Source organism: Brevibacterium sp. ZH18 (assembly GCF_022748595.1).
Taxonomy (GTDB): Bacteria; Actinomycetota; Actinomycetes; order Actinomycetales; family Brevibacteriaceae; genus Brevibacterium.
On the sequence record NZ_JALDSX010000097.1, the window covers coordinates 1 to 1,580 of the forward strand.

At 63.5% G+C, this 1,580-nt stretch carries 1 protein-coding gene; it reads right to left on the reverse strand.

Annotated features, from left to right (window positions below; translation table 11 throughout):
• Window positions 1-51: 51 nt before the first annotated feature.
• Complete coding sequence (argG, locus tag MPN20_RS17060) at window positions 52-1,473, reverse strand: argininosuccinate synthase (protein WP_242784053.1); 1,422 nt, start codon at window positions 1,471-1,473, stop codon at window positions 52-54.
• Between the last annotated feature and the right edge of the window lie 107 nt (window positions 1,474-1,580).

Genomic DNA, 1,580 nt, shown 5'->3' on the forward strand with positions numbered 1-1,580 from the left:
ATCAAGGTGAACTTGCCGACCGTTGTCAGTTACTGGCGGTGGGCTCGGCGATCAGTCCGTGCCAGCGTCGAAGGCGGCGGATAGGCCGGCGCGATCGCTGGCCGCGTCGACGTCGGCGGTGGAGTTCGCGATCTCCTCGGCGCCACCGGCCTCGAGGGAGCCGACGAGCTCCGAGGTCGGGCCCGACACGATGCCCATGGCCGCGTACTGCTCGAGGCGGGCACGCGAATCGGCGATATCGAGGTTGCGCATGGTCAGCTGGCCGATGCGGTCCTCGGGACCGAAGGCGGCGTCGCCCACGCGCTCCATCGACAGCTTCTCCGGGTGGTAGCTGAGGTTGGGGCCGGTGGTGTTGACGATCGTGTAGTCGTCACCGCGGCGCAGGCGCAGCGTCACTTCGCCGGTGATCGCCGAGGCGACCCAGCGCTGCATGGATTCGCGCAGCATGAGGGACTGAGGATCCAACCAGCGACCCTCGTACATGCGGCGACCCAGGCGGCGACCCTCTTCGTGGTAGAGCGCGATGGTGTCTTCGTTGTGGATGGCGTTGAGTAGGCGCTCGTAGGTGATGTGGAACAGCGCCATGCCGGGAGCCTCGTAGATGCCCCGCGATTTCGCCTCGATGATGCGGTTCTCGATCTGGTCGGAGACACCGAGTCCGTGACGGCCGCCGATCTCGTTGGCCTTGAAGACCAGGGCAACGGGATCGTCGAACTTCTCACCATTGATCGACACGGGGCGACCCGCCTCGAAGCCGACGGTGACCTCTTCGGTCGCGATCTCGACGTCATCGCGCCAGGCAGCGACACCCATGATCGGTTCGACGATGTCGAGTCCGGCATCAAGGAATTCAAGCGTCTTGGCTTCGTGGGTCGCACCCCAGATGTTGGCGTCGGTGGAGTACGCCTTCTCTGCGGAGTCGCGGTAGGGGTAGCCGCGCTCGACGAGCCATTCACTCATCTCCTGGCGTCCGCCCAGTTCCTCGACGAAGTCTGAGTCGAGCCACGGCTTGTAGATGCGCAGCTTCGGGTTGGCCATCAGGCCGTAGCGGTAGAAGCGCTCGATGTCGTTGCCCTTGTAGGTCGAGCCGTCGCCCCAGATGTCGACGCCGTCTTCCTTCATGGCGCGCACGAGCAAGGTGCCGGTGACCGCGCGACCCAGGGGAGTGGTGTTGAAGTAGGTCTTGCCGCCGGAACGGACGTTGAAGGCACCGCACTGCAGAGCGACGAAGCCCTCTTCGACCAGCAGACGCTTGGCATCGACGAAACGGGCGATCTCCGCGCCGTATTCCTTCGCGCGCTCCGTCACGGAGTCGAGGTCGGGCTCGTCGTACTGACCGATATCGGCGGTGTAGGTGCAGGGAATGGCGCCCTTGTGACGCATCCATGCGACCGCGCATGACGTATCCAGTCCGCCGGAGAAGGCGATTCCAACGTGCTCACCGATTGGGAGTGAAGACAATACTTTCGACATGCTCCACAGCTTAGCGGCCCGGCCAGCTCATGTCGAATTGTTATGCATAGACATGTATTTTTATGTGCAAGCTGCCTTAGCTCGCTGCACAGAATCGAGCGGACCAC

What these genes read in the sequence shown, in the direction of transcription:
- argG (WP_242784053.1), bottom strand. Translation starts at nt 1,473, where the DNA reads ATGTCGAAAGTATTGTCTTCACTCCCAATCGGTGAGCACGTTGGAATC.